Origin of the sequence: Aeromonas allosaccharophila, assembly GCF_016026615.1 — a bacterium.
GTDB lineage: Bacteria > Pseudomonadota > Gammaproteobacteria > Enterobacterales > Aeromonadaceae > Aeromonas > Aeromonas allosaccharophila.
The window spans coordinates 882,050-905,820 of the sequence record NZ_CP065745.1; the positions used below are offsets into that span (position 1 = coordinate 882,050).

A 23,771-nucleotide genomic window follows, 5' to 3' on the forward strand; every position below is an offset into this window, starting at 1 on the left:
CAAATAAAAAACGGGAGCCGATTTGGCTCCCGTTTTAGTTGGCGTTATCTGTCTGGCTCGCCGCCAGCGTTGCAAACACTCACAAGCTGTTGTTGGCCAGATCCGCCAGCAAACCATCGACCAGTTTCAGGCGCATGGCGCGATCCTGGGTCGGCACCTGGAAACGCAGCCGGGTCGGCCCGTCCATCTTGTAGACCCGTGGCTGGCTGGAGAGCAGCTTGACCAGATAGGCCGGATTGACCTTGGTCTCCTGGGTGAAGTCGAGATAGCCGCCGCGCTCGCTCATCTCCACCCGGCGAATGCCAAGGGCGGTGGCACGCTGGCGGAATGCCGCCAGCTCCAGCAGGGTTTTGGTCGCCTCCGGCAGCAGGCCAAAGCGGTCGATCAGCTCTACTTTCAGCTCGCGCAGCTCCTGCTCGTCCGCCGCGCTGGCGATCCGCTTGTACATGGAGAGGCGCATGTTGACGTCCGGGATGTAGTCGTCCGGCAACAGCGCAGGCAGGCGCAGCTCCACCTCGGTGTGCTGGCTCATCAGCTGCTCCAGCGACGGCGCCTTGCCGTTTTTCAGTGCTTCGACCGCCTGCTCCAGCATCTCCATGTAGAGGGTGAAGCCGACCGATTCAATCTGGCCGCTCTGATCGTCGCCGAGCAGTTCGCCTGCGCCACGGATCTCCAAATCGTGGGTCGCCAGCGCAAAACCGGCGCCGAGATCTTCGAGCGAGGCGATCGCCTCCAGCCGCTTCGCCGCATCCTTGGTCATCAGCTTGGGATGGGGTGTGAGCAGATAGGCATAGGCCTGATGGTGGGAGCGGCCGACCCGGCCCCGCAGTTGGTGCAGCTGGGCCAGACCGAGATGATCCGCCCGATCCATGATGATGGTGTTGGCGCTCGGCACGTCGATACCGGTCTCGATGATGGTGGTGCAGACCAGCAGGTTGAAGCGCTGGTGGTAGAAGTCGGACATGATCCGCTCAAGATCGCGCTCGCGCATCTGGCCGTGGGCGATGCCGATGCGTGCCTCGGGTACCAGCTCCGCCAGGTCGGCGGCGCATTTTTCGATGCTCTCCACGTCGTTGTGCAGGTAGTAAACCTGACCGCCGCGCTTCAATTCCCGCAGCACCGCCTCGCGCACCACCGCCGGTTCGTGCTGGCGCACGAAGGTCTTGATGGCAAGCCGCTTGGCGGGCGGGGTGGCGATGATGGAGAGATCCCGCATGCCCGACATCGCCATATTGAGGGTGCGCGGAATGGGGGTGGCGGTGAGGGTGAGGATATCCACATCGGCCCGCAGCGCCTTGATCTTCTCCTTCTGGCGCACCCCGAATCGATGCTCCTCATCGACGATGAGCAGCCCCAGATCCTTGAAGGTGAGCTCGGAGCCGAGCAGCTTGTGGGTGCCGATGATGATGTCCACCTTGCCCTCGGCCAATTCCTTCATCACAGCGCTCTGCTCTTTAGCGGAGCGGAAGCGGCTCAACACCTCGACCCGCACCGGCCAGTTGGCGAAGCGGTCGCGGAAGTTGTCGTAGTGCTGTTGCGCCAGCAGGGTGGTGGGCACCAGCACGGCAACCTGCTTGCCGCCGTGCACTGCTACAAACGCCGCCCGCATCGCCACTTCGGTCTTGCCGAAGCCTACATCGCCGCACACCAGTCGGTCCATGCTCTTGGCCTGACACATATCGCCCAGCACCGCGTTGATGGCGTTGAGCTGATCGTCGGTCTCCTCGAACGGGAAGCTGGCGGCAAACTGGCGATAGGCCTCTTTGTCATGCTTGAAGGCAAAACCGGCGCGGGCGGCGCGTATGGCGTAGACATCCAGCAGCTCGGCTGCCACGTCGCGCACCTTCTCGGCCGCCTTGCGCCGCGCCTTGACCCAGGCTTCGCCACCGAGCTTGTGGCTGGGGGGATTATCGGAACCGGTGTAGCGGCTGATGAGGTGCAAACTGGTGACCGGCACGAACAGCTTGTCGCCGCCGGCATATTCGAGGGTGAGGAACTCGGTGGGCAGGCCACCGGCATCGATGGTCTCCAGCCCCAGATAGCGGCCGACCCCGTGATCCAGATGCACCACCGGCTGGCCCTGAGTCAGCTCGCCGAGGTTGCGGATCACCGCGTCCGAGCTTAAGTTCTTGCTCTTCTCCCGCGCCCGCTTGCTGCGCACCTTGCCGCCCAGCAGTTCGGTCTCGGTGATCAGCGCCAAGGGATCCTGACCGGCCTCCTGCCACAGGAAGCCACGCTCAAGCGGTGCTACCAGCAGGCCGTGACGATCCTGGCTCGCCATAAAGGCATCGAGGGAGGGAAACTCTTTGGGTTGCAGCGAGATACGCGCCAGCAGATCGCCGAGCACCTCCCGCCGCCCTTCGGATTCCACCGCAAACAGGGTGCGCCCGGCAAAGCTTTGCAGGAACTGGTCGAGCGCCAGCAGGGGTTGCTCCTTGCTGTGATCGAGTTGCAGATCGGGCAGCGCCGAGATGGGCAGATCGTGTTGACCTGCATCGCCCGCGGTGGCGGCCTCTTGCAGCCGCACCGCGCCATATTGGCCAAGGGCGGCAAACAGCTGCTCCACCGGCAGATAGAGCTGCGCCGGTGGCAGCAGCGGGCGGGTGTTGTCCCAACGTCGGTCTTCATAACGTTGACCTATGTCGTTCCAGAAACGCTGGGCGGCGGGATAGATATCCCCCACAGTGAGCAGCAGGGTATCTTCTGGCAGATAGTCAAACAGGCTGGCGGTCTGGTTGAAGAAGAGCGGCAGATAGTACTCGATACCTGCGGGCCAGCGCCCCTTGCTCACCTCCTGATAGACGGAGCCCTCGGCCCGCGACAGCTCGAACTGTTCGCGGAATTGGCCGCGAAACAGCTCGATGGCCGCCTCGTCGGTGGGGAACTCCCGAGCAGGCAGCAGGCTGACCGTCTTGACCGGCTCGCTGGAGCGCTGGGTCTCGGGATCGAACGGGCGGATGGAGTCCACTTCGTCATCGAAGAAGTCGATACGATAGGGGCTGTTGCTGCCCATCGGGAAGAGATCGAGCAGGGAGCCGCGTGCGGCAAATTCGCCGTGCTCCAGCACCTGATCCACCGCCACGTAACCCGCTTCGGCCAAGCGCCCTCTAAGTTGTTGCAGGTTGAGGCGCTGACCGGCCTTCACCATCAGGCTGTATTTGTCGAGGTAGACCCGGGGGGCGCAGCGCAACATCAGGGTGGAGATGGGGACGATCAACACCCCCTTGCTCATCTGCGGCAGCTTGTAGAGGGTCTCGAGCCGCTGGGAGATGATGTCCTGATGGGGGGAGAAGGTGTCGTAGGGCAGGGTCTCCCAATCGGGGAACAGCAATACCGGCGCGGACTGATCGGCCAGCAGCTTGTTTGCCAGCAAATACTGTAGCTCCTGCTCAAGGCGCAGGGCGCTCGGGGTATCGGCGGTGATAAGCAGTACCGGCCCCCTGGCTTCGCTGGTGAGGCGGGCTGCAATCAGCGAGAGGCTGCTGCCGACCAGCTGGCCGAGCGTGATCTTTTGGCCCGCTTTGGCGGGCAAGGCGGGGACTTTCATTGGCATGGTTCGATTCTTTTAACGTTGACGTTATCTATCGCTGACGTTCGCTCTGGTTAGCGCTGACGCTCTTGGGCGCGCAGCTTGAGCTGTTTCGATTGCACGTGCAGGCTGGCACGTACCAGCAGTTCACGGTCATCTTCGCGGATCCGCACATAGTCGAGCAGCACATGGGTGCCATGTTCACTGCCGTCGAGCTGCTTGACCTGGCCATAGCAGTAGATGGCGGCCGCCTCTTCCCGCAGGAAGATCTTGAGGCGCACTATCTGGTGCAGGTGCGGCGCATCGCCGTGACCATGATAGGGGTGCAGATAGGTGAGCTGGCCGGCACTGAAACGCAGGGTGTGGAAGCGCTGCTCCGGATGGTCCTGCACGGAGAGCACATAGCCCATGATCATGTCGATCTTGCGGGACTGCTGATTGACGATCTCGATCAGATCGTGCATCGACTCGTTCTGGTTGCGCAGCAGGCGAGTGGTCACCAGATCGATGGAGGTAATGGCCGAGGAGATCCGAAAGGGCTCCGGCAGCTCAGCGTCCAGCTCCGCCAGCGAGGGGAGGTGGAAGTCGGCCGGCATGGGGATCACATTGACCGGCGTGGCATGAGTGACGCTGAAGAACTGTTCCTGCATGGAGGCTATCCCTTGTTGTCATGGACGGTTTCCCTTTATTATCCGGTATCTTATTTTGTTGGCAACGTACATATCCTTGAAGACCGGACTTTTTCAGCCCCTTTCGCTGGCCATCGGCCTGCGTTATGCAGGCTCGAAGCGCAGCAATCGCTTCGTCTCATTTATCTCTCTGTTCTCTACCTTTGGCATCGCCATCGGGGTTGCCGCCCTGATGGTGGTCATTTCGGTGATGAACGGTTTCGAAGGGCAGCTCAAAGGGCGCATCCTCGGGGTGATCCCCCATGTGGTGGTGACCAATCAGGCTGGCCGCATGGATGCAGACCCGCAAGGCTTGCCGGATCTGGCCAAACTCCCCCATGTGGTCGCCTCGGCCCCCATGCTCGACAGCGAAGGGATGCTGCAAAGCCCCGGCCAGCTGACCGGGGTGAGCGTGCAGGGGATCGATCCTGCACACTGGCCCAAGGATGACATCCTGCACTCCCAGATGCTGGGGGGGCGTCTCGATACCTTGCAGGCCGGTCACTACCGCATCGTGCTGGGGCAGGGGGTGGCACGCCGCCTCAATGTCTCCATCGGCGATCAGGTTCGTCTGCTCCTGACCGAAGGGACCCGCTTCACCCCGTTTGGCCGGGTACCGGCCCAGCGCCTCTTTACCGTCTCCGGTATCTTCGGGGTCGGCGCCGATGTGGATAACCAGATTGCGTTGATCGCGCTGGGTGATGCCCAGCGGCTGCTGCGCCTGCCGACAGAAACCGTCGGTGGCATTCGCCTCTGGCTCGATGATCCGTTTGCGGCCGACGAGGTGATCAAAACACCGTTGCCGGACGGGTTGCTATGGCAGGATTGGCGCCGCGAGCGGGGCGAGCTGTTCCAGGCAGTCGCCATGGAAAAACGGATGATGGGGCTGATGCTGGTGCTGATCATCGCCGTCGCCACCTTCAACATCCTCTCCGCGCTGGTGATGGTGGTGACGGACAAGGAGGGCGAAGTGGCCATCCTGCGCACCATGGGCATGAGTGAGTCGGGGATCGTCAAAATCTTCATGGTGCTCGGCGCCTCCAGCGGGGTGATTGGTGCCCTGTTTGGTGGACTGGCGGGCCTTGCGCTCTCCTTGGGTCTCAACCCCCTGCTCAATGCGGTGGGGCTCAACCTCTATATGGCGGCGGGCGGCAGTGGCCTACCGGTGATTGTCGAGCCGGCTCAGGTCATCACCATTTTGCTGGGCGCCGTGCTGCTGAGCTTCAGTGCCACCCTCTATCCGGCGGCCCGCGCTGCGCGGGTGAAACCGGCCGAGGCGCTGCGTTATGAGTAATGCCGTGAATAATGCATCTTCTGTTGTGACTGGTGCCCCCGTTGTTGCGGGTGCCAGCGTTATTACCGAGGCAAGTGGAGCCCCTGTTATGAATGAAGCCGTATCCTGTGAACCTCTGCTGCGCTGCCAGGAGCTCAATCATGTCTATAAAGAGGGGGAGCTGGAGACTCAGGTGCTCAAGGGGATCGATCTCTGTGTCGCGCCCGGTGAAATGCTGGCGGTCGTGGGGAGCTCGGGCTCCGGCAAGACCACTCTGCTGCATCTGATGGGGGCCCTCGACAACCCCTCCAGCGGCGCTGTGCTGTTCAAGGGGGAGGATATCCACCATTGGGACAGCCGTACCCAGGCCCGTTTTCGCAACCGCGAGCTGGGTTTTGTCTACCAGTTCCACCACCTGCTCTCCGAGTTCAGTGCGCTGGAAAATGCGGCCATGCCGCTGCTGATCGCCGGTGAGTCGGTGGCGGTTGCCACCGAAAAGGCGACCAGAATGTTGGGACGGGTAGGGCTCTCCCATCGCTTGAACCACCGTCCCTCCGAGCTTTCTGGTGGCGAACGCCAGCGGGTGGCGATCGCCCGGGCGCTGGTCAACGAACCGAGTCTGGTATTGGCGGACGAACCCACCGGCAATCTGGATCACGCCAGTGCCACTGCGGTGTACGAGCTGCTGTGTGAACTGAATCGTGAACTGGGCACCGCCTTTGTGGTGGTGACCCATGACTTGAGCCTGGCGGCCAAGCTCCATCGCCGGGTGACCCTGGTGAGCGGTGTGATGGCGGAGGTTGCCTGATGTTCAAACCGCTGCCCCTTTTTCTGGGCCTGCGTTACAGCCGCTCCCGCCGTCGCAACGGGTTTATCGCCTTTATCTCTGCCTCTTCCCTGATCGGTATCGCCCTCGGGGTGATGGCGCTGATCCTGGGTCTCTCCGCCATGAACGGTTTCGAGCGGGAGCTCAAAGATCGGGTGCTCTCGGTCGTGCCGCAAGGTGAGCTGGACGCCGTCGAGCGGCCGCTGCCGGATTGGCCCCGTCTGCGTGACTACCTGCTGGCCCAGCCGGGTGTCGAGGCGGCCGCGCCGGTCATTCGCCTCAATGGCCTGCTGGAGCACGGCTCTGCCCTCAAGGGGGTGCAGCTGCGTGCCGTGCTGCCGGAGCTGGAAGCCAACCTGTCGGATGCGGGCAAGTACATGACGGGTCGCGGCCTGCGTGAGCTGCAACCGGGCGAGCATGGGGTGATCCTCGGCAAGACCATCGCCGACAAGCTGGGGGTCAAGGTGGGGGACGCGGTCGCTCTGCTGCTGCCGCAAGGGGGCGATCAGGCCGGGATCAAGAATCCCCGGCGCGAAGCCCTGACCGTGGTGGGACTGTTGGAAATTGGCGGTCAGCTCGACGGTCTGCTCGGCTTTATGCATCTGGCTGATGCCCAGACCATCACCGGTATGGGCAGCGATGTGGAGGGCTTCAGCCTGCGGGTGAGCGATGTGCTCAAGGCGCAATCCATCACGGTAGCCGCCGCGCAGCAGTTCCCCCATCACGTCTATATCCGCAGCTGGATGAACAGTCAGGGTTATCTCTATCAGGACATCCAGATGGTGCGCACCGTCATGTATGTGGTGATGCTGATGGTGGTGGCCGTCGCCTGTTTCAATATTGTCTCCACTCTGGTGATGGCGGTGAACGAGAAGCGCAGCGAGATTGCCATCCTGAAAACCATGGGGGCGAGCCCCGGCCAGATCCGGCTCACCTTCGTCATTCAGGGGATGGTCAACGGTGTAGCCGGTGCGCTGCTGGGTGCCCTGCTCGGTGGGTTGCTCTCCAGCAAGCTGACCCAGATCCTGAGCGTTGTCGAAACGCTCATTGGCCACCGCTTCCTCAATCCGGATATCTACTTCATCGACTTCTTGCCGACCGAGTTGCATATGCAGGATCTGCTGATCGTGACGGGCGCCGCCATTTTGATGAGCCTGCTGGCGACCCTCTATCCCGCCTGGCGGGCGAGCGGTCTGGTGCCGTCGCGCGAACTGGGTCACTGATGCGCCGCATCTGATCCGCAATAAAATAAATAATGAAGGGCCCGCCGGTGCAAACCGGCGGGCCCTTCTGTTTTGAGGTCGAGTGACGTGGCTTAGTGAGCGTTGAGCTCATCGAGTGGCAGGGAGAAGCTGGCCACGAAGGTGTCGATAAAGTAGCGCATCTCCTCGCTCATCCGGGCTTCCAGCATGGCTTCGAGGCGCTTGCGAGCCGGTTCAAACTCCCGGTTGCCCGCGTTGATCTCTTCCAGACACTTGGTATAGGCGCAGAGGGTGTCGGCATCCTTGACCAGTCTGGCCAGCTCGCCATCCTGGGCTGCCGAATCGAGCAGCGGGCGAAAGTCCTCGACCAGCTCAGGTGGCAGCATGGCCAGCAGACGCTGTTCGGCGGCCAGCTCAATCTTTTTGTATTCGCGGGCAATTTCGGGGTTGAAGTATTTGACCGGGGTGGGCAGATCGCCGGTCAACACCTCGCTGCTGTCGTGATAGAGCGCCATCACGGCGGCGCGGTCGGCATTCACGCTGCCGCCAAACAGCCGGTTTTTGATGATGCCGAGGGCATGGGCCACCATGGCGACCTGCAGGCTGTGCTCTGCAATATTTTCAGGCTGGATGTTGCGCATTAGGGGCCAGCGGTAGATGAGCTTCATGCGGGCGAGATTGGCGAAAAAGTGGCTGGGTAACATGATGGCCTCAACAAAAGAGAATAAAAAAAGGGCAGACCCCAGTCTGCCCTTTTTTTCGTTGCAAGGCAGCGTCTGCCCGCGCATTTCCCGCAGTTAGCGGATATAGCGACCCGATTCCGCCTCGTGGTTGGTCACAATCATCTGGCCGATGGGGGCAAGACTGATCAGTGCCAGTTTGAGGTGCTGAATACCGAACGGGATACCGATAATGGTCACGAAGCAGGCCAGCGCGGAAGCGATGTGGCCGATGGCCAGCCAGATACCGATCAGCACGAACCAGAGGATGTTGCCAATCAGCCCCAGGGTGCCGGTGCCGATATCGCTCTGGCCGGTCATGGTTTTGCGATTGACCGCCTGCTTGCCAAACGGGAAGAAGGTAAAGGTGCCGATCACGAAGCAGGCGCGTCCCCAGGGGATGCCCACCAGCGAGATAAAGCAGATAAGACCGGCCAGCCACCAGGCCAGGCCCATAAAGATACCTCCCAGTACAAACCAGAGCAGATTGAACAAGAAGCGAAAAAAGGCCATGTGAGTGACTCCAGATACATCAATTTGGCTGCCACCATAACGAGGGAGGGCAGGGGACGCAATGGTTGATTCGGTCAATCGCCATTTGGCTGGACAAATTAAGTCGCCGCCCGCGACAGCGGCCCGTTTTGCGGCGAAAAATGGGTAATAAATCGGCATTCGGCTGAAAAAAGGTGAACAAACGCAAAATTATCGTCACCGGATGGTTGAAGTCGGGTGCCTCTCTCCCCATATAAAGGGCAGTTTTGCACGAATTGTGCTTTCACGCCGCTCAATGTGGGGGATGTGTGGCTCGACTCGACCAAAGTGCGCCGCTATAATGCCGCGTCATATTTTCTCATCACAAAGACATATTGTTGTCTTTATAAACAGGAAGACTCCGGGCTTTGCCCAGGGGCAATAAGGGTCAGCACACAGTGCTGAGTTGAACGAGGTAGAAGAATGCAAGTTTCTGTAGAGACAACCCAGGGTCTGGAACGCCGTCTTACCATCACTGTACCGGCCGCTACCGTAGACGCCGCTGTGCGTAAAGAATTGAATGGCCTGGCCAAAACTCGTCGCATCGACGGTTTCCGTCCTGGCAAGGCTCCGGTTGCCATCATCAAGAAGATGTTCGGCGCCATGGCTCACGCCCGCGTTGCTGATGAAATGATGCAGAGCAACTTCATCAAAGCCATCATCGAAAACAAACTGAGCCCGGCCGGTGCCCCGACCATGGATCCGAAAGAGATCCAGGAAGGTCAGGATTTCGAATTCACCGCCACGTTCGAAGTGTACCCGGAGTTCGAAGTTGCTGGTCTCGAGACCATCAAGGTCGAGAAGCCGGTTGCGACCGTGAAGGATGAAGATCTGGCCAACATGATCGACACCCTGCGCAAGCAGCACGCTACCTGGGCTGATGCCGATGTTGCCGCTGCCAATGGCATGCGTGTGACCCTGGACTTCGTCGGTTCCATCGACGGTGAAGAGTTCGACGGCGGCAAAGCTGAAGGCTTCAATCTGGTGCTGGGCGCTGGCCGCATGATCCCGGGCTTCGAAGACGCCATCATGGGCAAGAAAGCGGGCGACGAGTTCACCATCGAAGTGACCTTCCCGGCTGACTACCACGCTGAAAACCTGAAAGGCAAAGAAGCCAAGTTCGCTTCCAAGCTGATCAAGGTTGAAGAGCAGATCCTGCCTGAGCTGACCGAAGAGTTCGTCAAGCGTTTCGGTATCGAAAGCGGTTCTGTTGAAGAGCTGAAAGCCGAAGTGCGCAAGAACATGGAGCGCGAACTGGCTCAAGCCCTGAAAAACAGCGTGAAAGAACAGGTTCTGAACGGTCTGGTTGAAGCCAACATGATCGACCTGCCGAAGGCCGCTGTTGCTCAAGAGATCGATACCCTGCGTCAACAGGCGCTGCAGCGCTTCGGTGGTTTCCAGGGCGGCAACGCTCCCGAGCTGCCGGCTGAACTGTTCCAGGCGCAAGCCGAGCGTCGTGTACGCGTTGGCCTGCTGCTGGGCGACGTGATCCGCACCAACGAGATCAAGGCTGACGATGCCCGCGTAACCAGCATCATCGAGTCCATGGCGACTGCCTACGAAGATCCGAAGGAAGTGATCGAGTACTACCAGAAGAACGAGCAGATGCTGAACGGCGTTCGTAACCTGGCAGTTGAAGATCAAGCCATCGACCTGATCCTGTCCAAAGCGCAAGTGACCGAAAAAGAAGTTGCCTTTGATGACGTGATCAACAAGTCTGGCGCCGCTGCCTAAGAACATTTGACTTAAGGTCAAGACTGTTAAGTATAATGGCTCGTGTGATCTCCACTCGGGCCATTTTATTTTAGGGACAATGCCTTATGTATAAAAACTATAACGATGTAACCGAATCCCCACGCAATGCACTCATCCCGATGGTGGTAGAGCAGACTGCCAAGGGTGAACGTTCCTACGATATTTACTCCCGTCTGCTGAAAGAGCGGGTGATCTTCCTGACCGGTCAGGTTGAAGATCAGATGGCCAATCTGGTGGTTGCCCAGTTGCTGTTCCTCGAGTCCGAGAATCCGGACAAGGACATCTATATCTACATCAACTCACCGGGTGGTTCGGTGACTGCGGGCATGTCTATCTATGACACCATGCAGTTCATCAAGCCGGATGTCAGCACCGTCTGCATGGGTCAGGCCTGCTCCATGGGCGCCTTCCTGCTGGCCGGTGGCGCCAAGGGCAAGCGTTTCTGCCTGCCGAACGCTCGCGTGATGATCCACCAGCCGCTGGGTGGCTTCCAGGGCCAGGCATCTGATATCCAGATCCACGCCCAGGAGATCCTGAAGATCAAAAATACCCTGAACGAGCGTCTGGCGTTCCATACCGGTCAGGACATGGCTACCATCGAGCGTGACACCGATCGTGACAACTTCATGTCCGCCGAGCAGGCCGTGGCCTATGGTCTGGTAGACGGTGTCCTGAGCCAGCGTAGCTGAGCAGGGTGTCCCGGTCTGTTGTAAACTCAACAGGCCGATCCATCCTCTATTGATAAAACGAGGTTGCTGAATGACAGAAAAACGCAAGGGTGAGGGTGATAAGCTGCTCTACTGCTCTTTTTGCGGCAAAAGCCAGCATGAAGTGCGCAAGCTGATCGCTGGCCCTTCCGTCTACATATGTGATGAGTGTGTCGAGCTGTGCAACGACATCATCCGCGAAGAGATCCGCGAGATCTCTCCCAAGCGTGATGGTAACGAGCTGCCGACCCCTCATCAGATCCGCGCTCATCTCGATGACTATGTGATCGGGCAGGAGTACGCCAAGAAGGTGTTGGCCGTTGCGGTATACAACCACTACAAGCGTCTGCGTAACAGCGGCGAAAACAGTGGTGTGGAGCTCGGCAAATCCAACATCCTGCTGATTGGCCCGACCGGTAGCGGCAAGACCCTGCTGGCCGAGACCCTGGCTCGTCTGCTGGATGTGCCGTTCACCATGGCCGATGCGACCACTCTGACCGAAGCCGGTTATGTGGGCGAGGACGTGGAGAACATCATCCAGAAGCTGCTGCAAAAGTGCGACTACGACGTAGAGAAGGCCCAGCGTGGCATCGTCTACATCGACGAGATCGACAAGATCTCCCGCAAGTCGGACAACCCCTCCATCACCCGCGATGTCTCCGGGGAAGGGGTACAGCAGGCACTGCTCAAGCTGATCGAAGGGACCATCGCTTCCGTGCCGCCGCAAGGTGGTCGCAAGCATCCGCAGCAGGAGTTCTTGCAGGTTGATACCTCCAAGATCCTCTTCATCTGTGGCGGTGCCTTTGCCGGTCTGGACAAGGTGATCGAGCAGCGTTCCGTGAAGGGAACCGGTATCGGGTTTGGCGCCGAGGTGAAATCCAAGGATGCCAAGGCCACCCTGAGCGAGACCTTCGCCAAGGTGGAGCCGGAAGATCTGATCAAGTACGGTCTGATCCCCGAGTTCATCGGCCGTCTGCCGGTGGTCGCGACCCTGACCGAACTGGACGAGTCTGCCCTTATCCAGATCCTGAAAGAGCCGAAAAACGCGCTGACCAAACAGTACGCTGCGTTGTTCGATCTGGAAGGGGTTGAGCTGGAGTTCCGTGACGACGCACTCAACGCCATTGCCCGCAAGGCGATGGAGCGTAAAACCGGTGCTCGTGGTCTGCGTTCCATCGTGGAAGCCGTGCTGCTGGATACCATGTATGACCTGCCTTCTCTGGAAGGGGTCAGCAAGGTGGTGATCGACGAGACCGTGATCAAAGGGGACTCCGCGCCCTTGATGATCTACGAAAATCCCGAGACCCAGGCTGCTGCATCAGAGTAAACGTCTGATTTTTAATCAAATGGAAGGGGCTTTTTGCCCCTTTCATGCTTTTTGCGGTTTCGGCGATTGAATCTCATCTCAGCGCCCCCATATACTCAGCCAAGCGCTTTGCCAACGGTATAACAAGCCGAGAGGACATATATGAACCTAGAGCGTTCAGAACGCATCGAGATTCCCGTCCTGCCTCTTCGTGACGTGGTGGTTTACCCCCACATGGTCATTCCACTCTTTGTGGGGCGGGAAAAATCCATTCGCTGTCTGGAAGCGGCCATGGAGCAGGACAAGAAAGTTCTGCTGGTGGCCCAGAAGGATGCGTCAACCGACGAGCCGACTGTGGAGGAGATCTTCACCGTCGGGACAGTGGCCAATATTCTGCAGATGCTCAAGCTGCCGGACGGCACCGTCAAGGTGCTGGTAGAGGGGGGGCAGCGTGCCCGCCTGGAGCGGATGATCGACGACAAGGATTTCTTTGTCTGCGAGGCCCAGTACATCCCCTCCCAAGCCATTGAGGAGAAGGATCAGGAAGTACTGGTTCGCTCCGCCATCGGCCAGTTTGAAGGCTATATCAAGCTCAACAAGAAGATCCCGCCCGAGGTACTGACCTCGATCTCGGCGATCGACGATGCTGCGCGTCTGGCAGATACCATGGCGGCCCACATGCCGCTCAAGCTGGAAGACAAGCAGAAGGTGCTGGAGATCGTCTCGGTTTCCGAGCGCATCGAATTCCTGATGGCGATGATGGAGTCGGAGATTGACCTGCTGCAGGTCGAGAAACGCATCCGCACGCGCGTCAAGAAGCAGATGGAGAAGAGCCAGCGCGAGTACTACCTCAACGAGCAGATGAAGGCCATCCAGAAAGAGCTGGGTGAGCTGGAAGATAGCCCGGATGAGTTTGAAGCCCTCAATCGCAAGATTGAAGAGGCCGGTATGCCGGCTGATGCCCGTGAAAAGGCGTTGGCAGAGCTTGCCAAGCTGAAAATGATGTCGCCCATGTCCGCCGAGGCTACCGTGGTTCGCAGCTATGTGGACTGGATGGTACAGGTGCCGTGGAAGGCGCGCTCCAAGGTCAAGAAAGACCTGGGCAAGGCGCAAGAGGTGCTGGATGCCGATCACTATGGCCTCGAGAAGGTCAAGGATCGCATCCTCGAATATCTGGCGGTACAGGCGCGGGTGAACAAGCTCAAGGGCCCCATCCTCTGTCTGGTTGGGCCTCCCGGTGTGGGCAAGACCTCGCTGGGCCAATCCATCGCCAAGGCGACGGGCCGCAAGTATGTGCGGATGGCCCTCGGTGGGGTGCGTGACGAAGCGGAGATCCGCGGTCACCGCCGTACCTATATCGGTTCCATGCCTGGCAAGCTTATCCAGAAGATGGCGAAAGTCGGCGTGAAGAACCCGCTGTTCCTGCTCGACGAGATCGACAAGATGAGCTCGGACATGCGTGGCGATCCCGCATCTGCCTTGCTGGAAGTACTGGATCCGGAACAGAACAACAGCTTCAACGATCACTACCTGGAAGTGGATTATGACCTGTCGGACGTGATGTTCGTGGCCACCTCCAACTCCATGAATATCCCGGGTCCGTTGCTGGACCGGATGGAAGTGATCCGTCTCTCCGGTTACACCGAAGATGAGAAGCTCAACATTGCCAAGCAGCATCTGGTGGCCAAGCAGATCCAGCGCAACGGCCTGAAAGGGTCCGAGATCACCATCGAAGATTCTGCCCTGGTCGGGGTGATCCGCTACTACACCCGCGAGGCGGGGGTGCGGAGTCTGGAGCGCGAGATCTCCAAGATTTGTCGCAAGGCCGTCAAGCGCATCCTGCTGGACAAGAGCATCAAGCATGTTCAGGTCAATCAGGCCAACCTCAAAGAGTTCCTCGGGGTGCAGCGTTTCGATTACGGCAAGGCCACCGACCAGAACCAGGTGGGTCAGGTGTGTGGTCTGGCGTGGACCGAAGTGGGGGGCGATCTGCTCACCATCGAAACCACCAACATGCCGGGCAAGGGCAAGCTCACTTACACCGGTTCCCTCGGTGACGTGATGCAGGAGTCCATCCAGGCGGCCATGACGGTGGTGCGGGCCCGTGCCGAGAAGTTGCGCATCAACGCCGACTTCTACGAGAAGCGCGATATCCACGTGCACGTACCGGAAGGGGCAACCCCGAAAGACGGCCCGAGTGCCGGTATCGCCATGTGTACCGCCCTGGTCTCCAGCTTGACCGGTAATCCGGTTCGTGCTGATGTGGCGATGACAGGTGAGATCACCCTGCGCGGCGAAGTGCTGCCCATCGGTGGTCTCAAGGAGAAGTTGCTGGCAGCCCATCGTGGCGGCATCAAGCGAGTGCTTATTCCGAAAGAGAACGAGCGTGACCTTGAGGAGATCCCGGCAAACGTCAAACAAGACCTTGAAATTTATCCGGTTCGCTGGATTGACGAGGTGCTGGAACTGGCGTTGCAGGACAATCCGCAGGGGTTTGAACGCGTTTCTGTCGTGTAAATGTTGATGCGCCGCAAATTTGGCGCATTCGACGGGTGGTTAAGGCTTGCATGCGCCCGATAACGGAAGTAGCCTTGACCACCGATCGGGTACTCGTGATGAGTCGCAATGCGTTGTGTGGCGCGGGTTTGCGCCAGATTGTCACTTGCAACTGATCAGGAGGCTTGCTATAAAACCTCCACTTGTTGTGGCCAGGGAAATCAGCGCCGCAGCGGTGTTTGATAAAAGGGGAATATAAGAGTGAATAAATCTCAACTGATTGACAAGATTGCAGACGGTGCCGATATCTCCAAAGCTGCCGCTGGCCGTGCGTTGGATGCCTTCATTGATGCTGTTGGTGAAGCGCTGAAAGAGGGTGACCAGGTTGCTCTGGTTGGTTTCGGTACTTTCGCTGTACGCGAGCGTGCTGCCCGTTCAGGCCGTAACCCGCAGACTGGCGCGACCATCGAAATCGCTGCTGGTAAAGTTCCTGCCTTCAAAGCCGGTAAGGCCCTGAAAGACGCTGTTAACTAAGTCGGTCGCTGATATCCGTCGGCTACCGTCCTTGGTCGCAGACCAGACAAGTTAGAGAGTCTTCTCTCATACTGATTGACCAAGGCGCATCGCAATCGGTGCGCCTTTTTATTGTTTACGCCCATCGAGTTCGGGAGCATAAGTACAAACATGATGTTGGATAAACTACGCGAAGGGGCGCAGGGCAAGGTAGCCAAGGTTATCTTGGGCCTGATCATCCTCTCCTTTGCCTTGGCTGGTGTAGGTAGCTACCTGAACGGCCCGGCCCGTACCGCCCCCGCCACCGTCAATGGCACCGAGATCAGTGCTGCGGCACTGGAAAATGCCTACCGTAACGAGCGCGCCCGCATGGAATCCCAGATGGGAGAGGCATTCAGCCAGCTGGCCGCGAACCCCGATTACATGAAACAGTTCCGCCGTGGCGTGCTGGATCGGTTGATCGATCAGGCGTTGCTGGACAGCAAGGCCCGTGAACTGGGTCTGCGCATCAGCGACGAGCAGATCAAGCAAGCCATCGTGGAGATGCCCGAGTTTGCCGAAAACGGCAAGTTCAACAATGACCGCTATCTGCAGCTGATCCGTCGTGCCGGTATGACTCCCGAAATGTTCCGTGACTCCCTGCGTCAGGACATGGTGCGTCAACAGCTGATGGGCGCCCTGCTGGGCACCGAATTCTCCCTCAAGGGTGAAGCGGAGCAGCTCGACAAGCTCTACAACCAGACTCGCGATCTGCGTCTGGTGCGTCTGGCTGCCGCCAACTATGTGGATGATGTTCAGGTCTCTGACAACGAGCTGGAGCAGTACTACAAGACCAATGGCGCCCGTTTCATGAACGACGAACAGGTCAAGGTCGACTATCTGCTGCTGGATGCTGCCAACCTCGCCAAGGACATCAAGGTCACCGAGCAGGATGCCCAGGATTACTACGATCAGCACCAGGATCTGTTCCAGCGTGCCGAGCGTCGTCATGTGGCTCACATCCTGATCCCGTTTGGCAAGGACGAGAAAGCAGCCGAGCAGAAGGCAGAAGCCGTGCTGGCCAAAGCCAAGGCGGGTGATGATTTCGCTGCGCTGGCCAAGGCTGACTCTGCCGATACCTTCTCCGCCAAAAAAGGCGGCGAGCTGGACTGGTTCGAGAAAGGGGTGATGGACCCGGCCTTCGAAAAAGCCGCGTTCGCCCTGAACAAGGCGGGTGATCTCTCCACCGTGGTGAAGAGCCCGTTCGGTTTCCACATCATCAAGCTGCTGGGGGTTGAGGCTGCCCAGACCAAGCCGTTTGCCGATGTGAAGGAAGAGACCATCACTCGTCTGCAAGCTGATAAGGCCAAGGAGCTGTTCTTCGCCGAGCAGCAGAAGATGGCTGACAACAGCTTCGAAAACCCGGACTCGCTGGATCTGACCGCTGATGCCATGGGGATGAAGGTACAATCTTCCGATTTCTTCACCCAGGCGAGCGCCCCGGCTCCGTTGAACGATCCCAAGGTGCTCTCCGTGGCGTTCTCCGAGCAACTGCGCGATGACAACACCAACTCCGACGTGATTGAGCTGGCTGATGGCAAGGCGCTGGTGCTGCACATCACCGGTCACCAGCCAAAGGCCGTCAAGCCGCTGGCTGAAGTGAAAGAGCAGGTGATTGCCGCCATCAAGCATGACAAGGCCGGTGAAGTGGCCCGTGGCAAGGCGCAGGGCCTGCTGGACAAGCTGAAGGTCGGTGAGAGCATCACGGCCGATCTGGCTGCTCTCGGTCTGAAAGTGGAGACCCACAAAGGGGTTGCCCGCTTCGATCGCGAACTGGATCAGAACCTGATTGCCCAGGCGTTCACACTGCCCCATCCGAAAGATGGCAAGCCGAGCGTGGCACTGGTTGCCGAAACCAATGGTGACCGCGTGGTGGTGGCGCTGGACAAGGTTAATGTTCCTGCCGCCGCATCCGGCATGGCCGCCATGCTGCAAGGTCAGCTGGGTCAGGGCAAAGCTCAGGTGAGTTACAAGTCTCTGATCGACGAGCTGCGCAAAGCGGCCAAGATCGAGTACTTCACCAGTGTGGAAGCCACAGTCGAGTAATCGACACCGCGCAACCCATTGAAAACGGCTCCTTGATGGAGCCGTTTTTTTACCTGTGGGCAAGAGGGGGGGGATACTCAAGCTCTGCTCTCTGCTCTCTGCTCTCTGCTCTCTGCTCTCTGCTCTGTGGCGTGTAGTCACACCACTGCTATACGCCATCTCAGTCGTCTAAATACGGGATATAAAAAAACCGGCACGTGTGTGCTAATGCCGCTCAGTTAAGGATCCATTGACCGATCCTTCTGCTGTGTAAAAATCTGAAACCTGTTGATTGGTTTCGGATTTTTATGCGTATCGCTCATGCTCTCGACTTCCTCCACGCCAGCAATGCCGCTCAGTTTGAGTCGCTCTCAGACCTTATTCCGCCCGAGCTCATCACAACGCTGCTCGCCGAAGAGGATGTCGCGACCCTGCGTCGTCGTCGTATGCCCATGGAACGTCTGGTCTGGGCCATCATCGGCATGGCCATCTTCCGCCATGTCCCCATGACCCAGCTGGTCAATCAGCTGCCCGGTGACCGCCCCTTTGTTGCCCCCAGCGCCTTCCTACAAGCCCGCCAAAAGCTCGGGGACAAGAGCATCAAGCGGCTGTTTCACGAGACCGCCTCGCGCTGGCATCAGCAGGCCAATCACCCCGGCTGGGCCGGGCTGCAACTGCTCGCCGTTGATGGTGTGATGTGGCTTACCCCCGATACCCAGGACAATGCCGCCGCCTTTGCAAAGCCCGGCACCCAGCATGGCGAGACCGCCTATCCGCAGGTGCGCATTCTCTGTCAGATGGAGCTCACCAGCCATCTGCTCACGCAAGCCGTCATGGATAGCTGCGCTGTCAACGAGATGGTGCTGGCCGAACAGCTTGCCGCGCGCACGCCAGACCACTCGCTGACCCTTGTTCGACAAAGGGTTTTACTCGCTCGGCCTGCTCGATGCCTGGCAAAGCGCGGGCTGTGAGCGTCACTGGCTGCTGCCGCTCACAAAGGGCACGCAGTATGAGGTGGTGCGTAAGCTGGGGCGTCAGGATGTGCTGGTGCGCCTGAAGACCAGCCCGCAAGCGAGGCAGAAGTGGCCGCAACTACCGGACACGGTGGAAGCCCGCTTGCCGACTCGCACTATCAACGGCAAAGAGCGGCAGGTACTGACCTCGATGGTCGACCCGATGCGCCTCCCGGGAGCAGACATCGTCGAGCTCTACAACCATCGCTGGGAAATCGAACTGGGTTATCGGGAAATGAAGCACAGCCTGCAACAACACCGATCGACCCTGCGCAGTAAGAAGGCGGCGGGGATACGGCAAGAGCTGTGGGGCGTACTGCTGGCGTACAACCTGCTGCGTAGCCAGATGGTGAAGATGGCGACGAGCCTGAAGGGATACACGGCGAGCCAGCTGAGTTTTCACATGGCGTCGGTCGATCTTATCCATGAACTGAGCTGCATGCCCTACCTGTCAGCGGGGACTATCCCGAAGCGGGTAGCTGACCTGGAGAAACAGGCGGGGCAGTTTGTGCTGCCGGAACGAAGGGAGCGAAGTTACCCCCGGTGCGTGAAGCCAAGGCCCCAGAGGTATAGTGTGAAAAAAGCCAATAAAAACAATACCAGTCAGGCTTAACTGACAGGCATTAGGGGTGCCAACGGTTGTTTGGCAATCACAGGGGGCTGGATGCCCCCTGCGAGTATGAGAACGCGTATGCAACGAGGCGTCGGGAGGCGTTACTTGACCCAGCTGGCCAGCATCTCGCTATTGAGTTCGGCCAGCGAACTCAGCTGGTAGTTGGCGATGGCAAGGCGTGGGTCGCCGACTAAAGCAGGATCCGGCACGATCAGCGCGGTCATGGAGGCCGCCTTGGCTGCCAGCAGGCCGGTGAAGCTGTCCTCGATGGCCAGACAATGAACCGGTTCCACCCCCAGCTTTTCGGCGGCGTGGATATAGACATCTGGGTGCGGTTTGCCGAAACGCTCGATTTCAGCGGAGTGAACTGCCATAAAGCGATCGCGAATGCCGAGCTTGCCGAGCACCGCTTCTGCCATGGCAAACGGGGAGGAGGTCGCCAGACCCACTTTCAGCCCGCGCGCCTCGATAAGGTCGAGCGCGTCCAGCACACCGGCCTTGGCCTGACCTTCGGAGAGGATCAGGGCGTTGACCCGATCCAGAATACGCTGCACCACCTCTTCCTGGCTCGGGCCGCTCCACGGGCGCAGGCGATACCAGTGGGCGACCAGCTGATCGATGCGCACGCCGATGGTCGATTCACAATCCTCGACGGTGTGGGGGTGACCCAGTTCGGAGAAAACGGCGATCTGGGCACGTTGCCAAAAGGGTTCCGAGTCGATCAGAACACCATCCATATCGAAGATCACGGCAGCTAACATCTTGTACTCCTGACAAATTTGAAGAGGGGATTATAAGCCTGACGGGGAAATGCAAAAGGGGCATTGCCATGCCCCTTGCGCCCGATCACATCGGCAAACGTTTGTTTTGCTGCGGCAAAAAAAGCCCTTAGAACATCACCTCGACCTTGGCGGCCACGGCTTTGGCTTTTTCCACCGCATCCTGGCAATCCGCTGCGCGGGCCAGCGCCACGCCAAGACGGCGGCGACCGGCGATCTCCGGTTTGCCAAACAGCCGCAGCTGGGCGCCTGGCACCAGCGCCAATGCCTCACCAATCCCCTGATAGCGGATATTCTGGCTGTGCCCTTCGCGCAGTACCACGGCAGAGGCGCTCGGCCCGTACTGGGTGATGGTGCCGACCGGCAGCCCCAGAATGGCGCGCACATGCAGGGCGAACTCGGAGAGATCTTGCGAGATCAGGGTCACCATGCCGGTGTCGTGGGGGCGAGGGGATACTTCGCTGAACCACACCTCATCGCCCTTGATAAAGAGCTCGACTCCGAACAGGCCGTAACCACCGAGGGCTTCAACCACCTTGGCGGCCACCTCTTTGGAGCGCGCCAGCGCCAGTTCGCTCATCACTTGCGGCTGCCAGGATTCGCGGTAGTCGCCATCTTCCTGCCGATGGCCGATCGGCTCGCAGAAGTGAATGCCATCGACGGCGCGTACCGTGAGCAGGGTGATCTCGTATTCGAAGGGGACGAAGCCTTCGACGATCACCTTGCCACGACCGGCACGGCCACCCTCCTGGGCGTAGGTCCAGCTGTCATCCTGCTTGGCGATATCGCGCAAGACACTCTGCCCCTTGCCGGATGAGCTCATCACCGGTTTTACCACGCAGGGCAGGCCGATAGCCTCGACGGCGGCGACAAACTCCTCCTTGCTCTGGGCAAAGCGGTAGGGAGAGGTGGGCAGACCCAGGGTCTCGGCGGCGAGGCGGCGGATCCCTTCCCGGTTCATGGTGAGCTGGGTGGCGCGGGCGTTGGGTACCACCTTGACCCCTTCTTGCTCGAGAGCGGCCAGGGTATTGGTGGCGATCGCTTCAATCTCGGGGATGATGAGGTCGGGTTTGACCTCGGCAACCAGGGCACGCAGGGCATTGCCATCGAGCATGTCCAGCACGTGGGCAGCGTGGGCCACCTGCATGGCGGGGGCATTGGGGTAGCGGTCGGCGGCGATCACTTCGATCCCGAACCGTTGCAACTCGATGGCGACCTCCTTGCCAAGTTCGCCGGAGCCCAGCAGCAGGGCACGGGTGGCGCCGGGGCGGGTTGCGGTTCCAAACATACGATCTCTCCTGATGTCGATGGTCACTGTTGATGGTCGCTATTGCACACGTGATTGCGGGAATAGCGGGCAAAAAAAGAGGCACGCATGGCGTACCTCAGGAAACGGGTTTGTGAGCGCGCTGCTCCAGATGGGTCAGCAAGGTAATGGCGCCAATGATGATGGCGGCGCCGAGCCACAGACGGCCGGGGGGCGCCCAGCCAAATACCAGCCAGCCTGCCAGCACGTTCATCGGCAGCTTGGCAAAATCGAAAGGCTGCACGAAGGAGGCCTCCGCCACGCTGTAGGCACGAGCGATGGACATTTGGGCCAGCGCCGTCAGCACGCCGGAGGCGGCTACCAGCAGCCATTGGCTCTCGCTCGGCCACTGCCACTCCGGCAGGGCCAGCATGACGTTGAACGGGGTACTGAAAATAAGCAGGTAGACCACAATGGTGTGGGATGATTCGTTGGCCGCCTGATAGCGCACCATCAGGGAGTAACCGGCCCAGAACAGCGCCGCCGCCACCGGCAGCAGGGAGGCCCAGTTGAACTCGTCAGTCCAGGGGGCGAGGATCACCATGGCGCCGGCAAAGCCCGCCAGGGTGGCCAGAATGCGGGCACGGCTCACCTGCTCCTTGAGCAGCAGGGCAGAGCCCAGGGTGGCAAACAGCGGTGAGGTCATCAGCAGGGCAATCCCCTGCCAGATGGGAACGGGGAACGCCAGTGCCCACAGCCAGAGCTGGATGCCGACTACCGCCAGCAATACCCGCAACAGGTGCAGCCGGAACTGATTGGTCATCAGGGATTGGCGCAGGCCGTGACGAATCAGCCAGGGCAGCAGGCAGATCAGGGCGATCAGGTATTGATGGAAGGCGACCTGAGTAGAGGCAAGGCCGAGTTTGAAGCTGACATACTGGCTCAGGCTGTTGACGGCGGCGAAGCAGAGTCCTGCCACCATCATCCAGACTGCACCGGCCAGAGGAGAGTGCCTGCGCGAGGGTATCATGGGATCCGGGTCGCTGGAAAAAAGTGCGGCGGATCATAACGGCAATCGTTTGTTCTGCCAAGGGTTGAAGCGCGGCCGCAGGGCTGGCTGGCGAGGAAGTGGCCTTACATCAAAATTTTTGAACAAGTTGAGCATCTATTTTCGCTATCAGCAAATAAGCACAATGTTTAGAGTGACCTCCATCGACAGCAACGCTGTTCAACCGACAACCAAATGGAGTTTCACCATGGCCAATATCCTCGTACTCAAATCCAGCATCCTGGGTCAATATTCCCAATCCAACGCCCTGATCGACGGCTTCCTGGCTGACCATCAGGATGATGCCGTAACCGTGCGTGATCTGGCCGCCCTCAACCTGCCGGTGCTGGATGGCGAGCTGGCTTCCGGCCTGCGCGGTGGTGATAACCTGAGCAAACGTCAGCTGGAGGTGATCGCCCAGTCCGACGAGCTGATCGCCGAACTCAAAGCGAGCGATCTGGTGGTGATTGCGGCCCCCATGTATAACTTCAACATCCCGACCCAGCTGAAAAACTGGATCGATCTGGTGGCGCGCGCCGGTGTCACCTTCCGCTACACCGAGACCGGCCCGGTCGGCATGGTTGAGAATACCCGTGCGCTGGTGATCAGCCCCCGCGGCGGCATGCACGTCGGCAGCACCACCGATCTGGTGACCCCCTACATGCGCACCGTGCTCGGTTTCATCGGTATCAAAGAGGTGGATTTCATCTATGCCGAAGGGATGGGGATGGGCCCGGATGCCCAGAGCAAGGGGATGGAAGCGGCCAAAGCGCAGCTGGAAACCCTGGCTATCTAAGGGCTCTCTACCCAGCCAAGGGCTATCTCTTCAACAGGTTGCCCCGCCAGATACCACAACGCAGCCATCAGGCTGCGTTTGTTTTTAGGTTCGATGTATTGCTACAAAGAGTATCGCGGCAAGCGAGACCGTCTAAAAGAGATTGGCGGAGTCACTACTCCATCATAAAACGGCGACAACCACGCACCAGCAGCAATGCCACCGCGACCAGCAGGCCAAGCAACAGGGTGGTCAGCCACTGTTCGGTGCTTTGCGGCAATTGGGGCGTGAAGAGGCTGATCATCAACAGGGTGCAGAGCGTGATCAGCAGGCTCTGTCGGGTCATCAATATCATGGGGTCATCCTTGGTTTGCTCACCTGAAACGATGTTAATGCCCTCTTGTGACAGGGTGATGTATCCGTGCATCTCCCTGTTGGGGCTGTTCAGACCATATCAGGTTTTTACCGCAGAGCCAGCGCCATCACTGGCGCTGTGATCCCGATCCCGCTAGCTGTCTTTATCTGAACTGTTTCTGCGCTGGCTGGTAGTGAAAATCGCCGCTGGCGAGCCGCGCTTCCAGTGCTTCCTGATCGATCTCCTGCGCCTTGCAGAGATCATCCAGATCGTCATAGCGATCACGCAACTGCATATTGACGACGCTCAACAGCATGTTGATGTCCATGGTGGCGAACTTTTTCAAATCCATG

Annotated in this window: 19 protein-coding genes and 1 pseudogene; 11 read left to right on the top strand and 9 right to left on the bottom strand. The window is 59.4% G+C overall.

What is annotated here, in order from left to right; translation table 11 throughout:
- Window positions 1-79: 79 nt before the first annotated feature.
- Together mfd and I6G90_RS03925 are read right to left on the bottom strand one after the other, a co-directional pair.
- Window positions 80-3,547 (bottom strand): transcription-repair coupling factor, encoded by a 3,468-nt coding sequence (gene mfd / locus I6G90_RS03920; RefSeq protein ID WP_197931150.1) that lies wholly within the window; start codon window positions 3,545-3,547, stop codon window positions 80-82.
- A 56-nt stretch (window positions 3,548-3,603) separates the two neighbouring features.
- Window positions 3,604-4,179 (bottom strand): hypothetical protein, encoded by a 576-nt coding sequence (locus I6G90_RS03925; RefSeq protein ID WP_042062821.1) that lies wholly within the window; start codon window positions 4,177-4,179, stop codon window positions 3,604-3,606.
- 76 nt (window positions 4,180-4,255) lie between these two features.
- Between I6G90_RS03925 and I6G90_RS03930 the strand changes: the two genes are divergently transcribed.
- From I6G90_RS03930 to lolE, 3 genes are all read left to right on the top strand, one after another.
- The gene (locus I6G90_RS03930) at window positions 4,256-5,491 is read left to right on the top strand and encodes a lipoprotein-releasing ABC transporter permease subunit (protein WP_197929823.1); all 1,236 of its coding nucleotides are present in this window, start codon (window positions 4,256-4,258) and stop codon (window positions 5,489-5,491) included.
- Window positions 5,492-5,579: 88 nt separating this feature from the next.
- Window positions 5,580-6,278: a lipoprotein-releasing ABC transporter ATP-binding protein LolD gene (gene lolD, locus I6G90_RS03935; protein WP_197929824.1), complete on the top strand. Its 699-nt coding sequence runs from the start codon at window positions 5,580-5,582 to the stop codon at window positions 6,276-6,278.
- Window positions 6,278-7,519: a lipoprotein-releasing ABC transporter permease subunit LolE gene (gene lolE / locus I6G90_RS03940; protein ID WP_197929825.1), complete on the top strand. Its 1,242-nt coding sequence runs from the start codon at window positions 6,278-6,280 to the stop codon at window positions 7,517-7,519. Before lolD ends, lolE begins: the two co-directional genes overlap by 1 nt.
- 92 nt (window positions 7,520-7,611) lie before the next feature.
- Here lolE and yfbR read toward each other — a convergent pair whose 3' ends face one another.
- Both yfbR and I6G90_RS03950 read right to left on the bottom strand, forming a co-directional pair.
- The gene (gene yfbR / locus I6G90_RS03945) at window positions 7,612-8,202 is read right to left on the bottom strand and encodes a 5'-deoxynucleotidase (RefSeq protein ID WP_042062817.1); all 591 of its coding nucleotides are present in this window, start codon (window positions 8,200-8,202) and stop codon (window positions 7,612-7,614) included.
- Window positions 8,203-8,295: 93 nt separating this feature from the next.
- On the bottom strand, window positions 8,296-8,730 hold the full coding sequence (locus I6G90_RS03950; RefSeq protein ID WP_042062816.1) for a YccF domain-containing protein: 435 nt from the start codon (window positions 8,728-8,730) through the stop codon (window positions 8,296-8,298).
- Window positions 8,731-9,171: 441 nt separating this feature from the next.
- Here I6G90_RS03950 and tig point away from each other — a divergent pair, with 441 nt between their 5' ends.
- The 7 genes and pseudogenes from tig to I6G90_RS03985 all read left to right on the top strand — a co-directional run bounded on the left by tig (window position 9,172) and on the right by I6G90_RS03985 (window position 19,215).
- Window positions 9,172-10,482: a trigger factor gene (tig, locus tag I6G90_RS03955; protein ID WP_042062814.1), complete on the top strand. Its 1,311-nt coding sequence runs from the start codon at window positions 9,172-9,174 to the stop codon at window positions 10,480-10,482.
- An 86-nt stretch (window positions 10,483-10,568) separates the two neighbouring features.
- Entirely contained in the window at window positions 10,569-11,192 is a 624-nt protein-coding gene (gene clpP / locus I6G90_RS03960; RefSeq protein WP_042062813.1) for an ATP-dependent Clp endopeptidase proteolytic subunit ClpP, read from the top strand.
- A 70-nt stretch (window positions 11,193-11,262) separates the two neighbouring features.
- Window positions 11,263-12,537, top strand: a complete 1,275-nt coding sequence (clpX, locus tag I6G90_RS03965; protein WP_005336977.1) for an ATP-dependent protease ATP-binding subunit ClpX — start codon at window positions 11,263-11,265, stop codon at window positions 12,535-12,537.
- A gap of 141 nt (window positions 12,538-12,678) precedes the next feature.
- Window positions 12,679-15,033, top strand: coding sequence for an endopeptidase La (gene lon / locus I6G90_RS03970; protein ID WP_197929826.1), 2,355 nt, complete (start codon window positions 12,679-12,681; stop codon window positions 15,031-15,033).
- Between the two features lie 240 nt (window positions 15,034-15,273).
- Window positions 15,274-15,546 (top strand): nucleoid-associated protein HU-beta, encoded by a 273-nt coding sequence (hupB, locus tag I6G90_RS03975; RefSeq protein WP_005315375.1) that lies wholly within the window; start codon window positions 15,274-15,276, stop codon window positions 15,544-15,546.
- A gap of 150 nt (window positions 15,547-15,696) precedes the next feature.
- Entirely contained in the window at window positions 15,697-17,610 is a 1,914-nt protein-coding gene (gene ppiD / locus I6G90_RS03980) for a peptidylprolyl isomerase (protein ID WP_197929827.1), read from the top strand.
- A 287-nt stretch (window positions 17,611-17,897) separates the two neighbouring features.
- A pseudogene (locus I6G90_RS03985) lies at window positions 17,898-19,215 on the top strand (IS4 family transposase).
- Window positions 19,216-19,316: 101 nt separating this feature from the next.
- Here the strand turns inward: I6G90_RS03985 and hxpB are convergent.
- The 3 genes from hxpB to I6G90_RS04000 form a co-directional block, all read right to left on the bottom strand.
- Window positions 19,317-19,976, bottom strand: a complete 660-nt coding sequence (gene hxpB / locus I6G90_RS03990) for a hexitol phosphatase HxpB (RefSeq protein WP_197929828.1) — start codon at window positions 19,974-19,976, stop codon at window positions 19,317-19,319.
- Between the two features lie 127 nt (window positions 19,977-20,103).
- Window positions 20,104-21,282, bottom strand: a complete 1,179-nt coding sequence (gene purT / locus I6G90_RS03995) for a formate-dependent phosphoribosylglycinamide formyltransferase (RefSeq protein WP_182969061.1) — start codon at window positions 21,280-21,282, stop codon at window positions 20,104-20,106.
- A gap of 97 nt (window positions 21,283-21,379) precedes the next feature.
- A complete protein-coding gene (locus tag I6G90_RS04000) occupies window positions 21,380-22,270 on the bottom strand; it encodes a DMT family transporter (RefSeq protein ID WP_182969060.1) in 891 nt (296 codons plus the stop codon).
- A 226-nt stretch (window positions 22,271-22,496) separates the two neighbouring features.
- Between I6G90_RS04000 and I6G90_RS04005 the strand changes: the two genes are divergently transcribed.
- Entirely contained in the window at window positions 22,497-23,084 is a 588-nt protein-coding gene (locus I6G90_RS04005; RefSeq protein ID WP_197929829.1) for an FMN-dependent NADH-azoreductase, read from the top strand.
- Window positions 23,085-23,238: 154 nt separating this feature from the next.
- Here the strand turns inward: I6G90_RS04005 and I6G90_RS04010 are convergent, their stop codons facing one another.
- Window positions 23,239-23,418, bottom strand: coding sequence for a hypothetical protein (locus I6G90_RS04010; RefSeq protein WP_042062679.1), 180 nt, complete (start codon window positions 23,416-23,418; stop codon window positions 23,239-23,241).
- A gap of 163 nt (window positions 23,419-23,581) precedes the next feature.
- Complete coding sequence (locus I6G90_RS04015) at window positions 23,582-23,770, bottom strand: DUF4250 domain-containing protein (protein ID WP_076491537.1); 189 nt, start codon at window positions 23,768-23,770, stop codon at window positions 23,582-23,584.
- Window position 23,771: the final 1 nt, after the last annotated feature.